4 protein-coding genes are annotated in these 3135 nt (G+C 65.1%); 3 read left to right on the forward strand and 1 reads right to left on the reverse strand.

All coding sequences use genetic code 11. The features are described 5' to 3' along the window. The 3 genes from cmoA to LJE91_00790 all read left to right on the forward strand — a co-directional run. Window positions 1-688 (forward strand): carboxy-S-adenosyl-L-methionine synthase CmoA (gene cmoA, locus LJE91_00780; GenBank protein ID MCG6867296.1); only part of this gene is annotated, 688 nt, incomplete at its 5' end. After that, window positions 640-1662 carry a tRNA 5-methoxyuridine(34)/uridine 5-oxyacetic acid(34) synthase CmoB gene (gene cmoB / locus LJE91_00785; GenBank protein MCG6867297.1) on the forward strand — a complete coding sequence of 341 codons (1023 nt, stop codon included), beginning with the start codon at window positions 640-642 and terminating at the stop codon, window positions 1660-1662. The genes cmoA and cmoB, both read left to right, overlap by 49 nt. A gap of 9 nt (window positions 1663-1671) precedes the next feature. Beyond that, window positions 1672-2439, forward strand: coding sequence for a zinc-dependent peptidase (locus LJE91_00790; protein ID MCG6867298.1), 768 nt, complete (start codon window positions 1672-1674; stop codon window positions 2437-2439). 450 nt (window positions 2440-2889) lie between these two features. On the opposite strand, the gene LJE91_00795 is transcribed toward LJE91_00790, so the two are convergent. After that, window positions 2890-3135: addiction module toxin RelE (locus tag LJE91_00795; protein MCG6867299.1), on the reverse strand; the 246-nt coding region annotated here is incomplete at its 5' end.

A 3135-nucleotide genomic window follows, 5' to 3' on the forward strand; every position in this document is an offset into this window, starting at 1 on the left:
CGTCGAATTTTCCTTCGACGAGGAGGTCGCGCGCGTCTTCCCGGACATGATTCGTCGTTCGGTCCCTGGATACGAGACCCTGAACGGGCTGCTCGGTGTGCTGGCCGAACGCTATGTCCTCGCCGGAACGAACATCTACGATCTCGGTTGCTCACTGGGCGCCGCGTCGGTTTCCGTGCGGCGCCGCGTGCGCCATCCGGGTACGCGCATCGTTGCCGTGGACAGTGCCGAAGCCATGACCCGCCGTTGCCGGGTCATGGCGAATCGTGGGCCCGGTGGACCGCCGGTCGACGTGGTCTGTGCCGACATGCGACATGTCCGCATCGACAACGCTTCGCTGGTGATCATCAACCTCTCGTTGCAGTTCCTCCCACCAGGGGCCCGTCAGGGCCTGCTTCAGGGGGTATTCGACGGCCTCGTGCCCGGTGGCGCCCTGGTGTTGACTGAAAAACAGGCGTTCGAGGACCCGGTGGAGGGTAGATTGCACGCCTCGCTGCACGAGGCGGTCAAGCGGGCGAACGGATACAGTGAGCTGGAGATCGGCCAGAAACGCGCCGCGCTGGAAAGGGTCCTGCTCCCCGACACACGGGAGGCGCATGTCCACCGCCTGAGGGAGGCCGGATTTGACGAGGTCTACGAATGGTTCCGGTGCCTGAACTTCGTTTCCCTGCTGGCGGTGAAGCCGTGACGGTCGGTGGACCGGTGCCAGCGGGACGCCTGGCGTTCACGCCCCCGATGCCGAGCTGGGAAGGGGCCGTAGCGGACCGGATTACCGCGGCGCTGGATCCCCGGGCCCACGGGCGCATGACCGAATGGCTGGACGTCCTGCGGGGATTGCCCGCGGTGAGTCCGTCGCGCTTGATCCTGGATGCGGGGACGGTGACCATCGGCGCCCCCGGCGACGTGGACGGGGAAACGCGCGGACGGATCGAACGGGGTCTGCGCGCCCTGGGGCCCTGGCGCAAGGGGCCGTTCGAGGTCTTCGGGATCCGCATCGAGACGGAGTGGCGTTCTGACATGAAGTGGGACCGGCTCGGCGCGCATATCGAACCCCTTGCCGGGCGGCGCGTCCTCGACGTCGGCTGCGGTAGCGGGTATCACGTCTTCCGCATGGCCGCGGAGGATGCCGTCCAGGTGACGGGGATCGATCCCTCGCCGCTCTACGTCCTGCAGTTCCATGCCCTGCAGCGCTTCGCCTCGTTACCCGATGTCGCCGTCCTGCCGCTGGGCCTTGAGGACCTGCCGGCGGAGGGGGCATTCGCTACGGTTTTTTCCATGGGTGTCCTCTATCACCGGCGCTCCCCGCTGGATCACCTGCTGAAACTACGCGGTCAGCTCGAGCGTGGTGGGCAACTGGTCCTCGAGACGCTGATCGTCGAGGCAGAGGCGGGCTATGCGCTGGTGCCCGAGGGTCGATACGCACGAATGCGAAACGTCTGGATGATCCCCTCACCCGGTACGGTGTCGATGTGGCTGCGTCGCTGCCGCTTCACCGGGGTCCGCTGCATCGACGTGACGCCGACCGGGAAATCGGAGCAACGGCGAACCAGCTGGATGCCCTTCGAGTCGCTGGCCGAGGCCCTGGATCCGGACGACCCGACGCGGACGGTCGAGGGCCACCCGGCGCCGGTTCGGGCGATCTTCCTCGCCAGTGCTGCCTGAACCTCCGCCATGATCGGCCGACTGTTCGGATATCGCGGCCGGGTCTCCGGCATCCCGGACGAGGCCTGGTCGGCCCTTTCGTCCGCGCTCACTCCGCTCGCCCGGTATCCGGTTCCCGACCGCGAACGGCTGCGGCGTCTTGCCGGGCGGTTTCTCACCGACAAGACCGTCGAAGGGGCGGGGGGGCTGGAGGTCACCCCCCCCATGCAGTGGTTCATCGCCACGCAGGCCTGTATACCGATACTCAATCTCGGCCTCGATCTGTATCGCGCCTGGTATGCGGTGGTCGTATATCCCGGCGAGTTCCACGTTCCGTTCGAGACCGTCGACGAGGCCGGGGTGGTCCACAAGTCCACGCGATCGCTGGTCGGTGAGTCCTGGGACCGTGGCCCGGTCATCCTTTCCTGGGAACACACCCTGGAGGGGGCGGGCGACCCGTGGGGTGGCAGCAATGTGGTGATCCACGAGTTCGCCCACAAGCTGGACCAGCTCAACGGATCGGCCAACGGCATGCCGCCGCTGCATCGCGACATGAACCGGAAACGATGGACGGAGGTTTTCACCGCCGCCTTCGAGGACTTCAACATGCGGCTGGATGCCGGCGTGGCTCTCCCCTGCGACGCATATGCCGGCGAATCCCCGGGCGAGTTCTTTGCGGTCCTGAGCGAGACCTTCTTTATGCAGCCCCAGGCGATCAGGGCCTTCTATCCCGAGGTGTTCGTGTTGCTGAGTGCCTACTACCGGCAGGATCCCGTCGCACTGGCGGCGGGGGAATGAAAGTAGCGGGCGACTCATCGGGCGGTTACTCATGGCGTCGTGGTCTGATCGCTTAGGAATCTCTTACGTTTGGCCGACACCAAGTGAGCTCACCTTACCGCTCGCGATTGCTGCTGCCCTGGTGGGCGAGGCAGCCGGCCTTATGGAGTGACGGCCAGAACGGGAGGGTGAATTCGGTGCAACGGCACAGGTTGACCGGAGAAGCACCGTCGCTGGCCACGGATTTCGTCAGTATCTGGCAGAAATATTGCCGTAGACCAAGGAGCTAAGGGGGGGAGATTGGCTTCGCGAATTGCAGAGGGGGCCGTTTATCCGTCTTATGCTCCGCGAGCAGGTTCGTCTGCGCCTCGGTCGGTGCGGCGATCAAGCTCGCGTAACGACCCACCTGGGCATCGCTGGCCAGCAAGTCGACCGAATCAAGCAGACCAACAGATCGCTGCAGGCTGGGGGTCAGGTCTCGCATGATAGCTTTCGGCTGCGAATCACCCGTCCCACCGTCGCCGGGTGCAAACCGAAATGATCGGCAATCTCCTGGTAGCTGTAGGCGCCAGTCGCATAAGCCGCAACAATGGCGGCATTGCGCTCGGGGTGTTCTGCGACTATCGCCTCCAGCGGTGGCGCAGGCCTTCTGCGCTGGGACCTTGGGATATTCAACTGATCTGTCTGCACCGGTACCTTTTCCTGCATCTTCGCGAC

This window comes from Gammaproteobacteria bacterium, assembly GCA_022340215.1.
In the GTDB taxonomy this organism is placed as follows: domain Bacteria; phylum Pseudomonadota; class Gammaproteobacteria; order JAJDOJ01; family JAJDOJ01; genus JAJDOJ01.